The following is a 457-nucleotide window of genomic DNA, read 5'->3' as shown; positions in this document are numbered from 1 at the left end:
TCATTTTTTACGGCAAATGCACCTGATTACCGCGCTTGAACCTTGCACAGCACGGCCATAAAGGCCGTGTTTCGCTCGATCAGCACCCCGGTAATTTCAAGAACAGTTCCATCATTGCGCAAAATGCGCATATCCGCCGTAATATCACGGCGTTGGTACAGGTCGGCGCGATATTGCGTGCTGTTGCCCGTTTGCATTGCCACCACCTGATCACGCGCCGAAAGCGGCGTAATCCGCGCCCAGCTTGGCGCACCAACGGTCGCCCAGCTTTGCACCTGTCCGCCAATGGCATCGGGCACGGTTGACACCGCCTGAAACACAATACTTTCGTTTAAATCACCGGGTTGTAACCCCATCAAAACCCCCATATCCGGGCACTGTTAAACAGGGCGTCAAAGGTTTGCGGTATTTTATTTGCCGCACTGCCCACCGTGACCGGAACGCGCTGCATATACCA

1 protein-coding gene is annotated in these 457 nt (G+C 54.5%); it reads right to left on the bottom strand.

Translation table 11 applies throughout. The features are described 5' to 3' along the window. Positions 1–26 precede the first annotated feature (26 nt). Positions 27–356, bottom strand: a complete 330-nt coding sequence (locus THS27_RS26460) for a phage head closure protein (RefSeq protein WP_168185039.1) — start codon at positions 354–356, stop codon at positions 27–29. Positions 357–457 lie beyond the last annotated feature (101 nt).

It is taken from the genome of Thalassospira sp. MCCC 1A01428, from assembly GCF_002115825.1.
GTDB lineage: Bacteria > Pseudomonadota > Alphaproteobacteria > Rhodospirillales > Thalassospiraceae > Thalassospira.
This window is presented reverse-complemented; position numbering and strand designations above follow the sequence as displayed.

What these genes read in the sequence shown, in the direction of transcription:
- THS27_RS26460 (WP_168185039.1), bottom strand. Translation starts at nt 356, where the DNA reads ATGGGGTTACAACCCGGTGATTTAAACGAAAGTATTGTGTTTCAGGCG.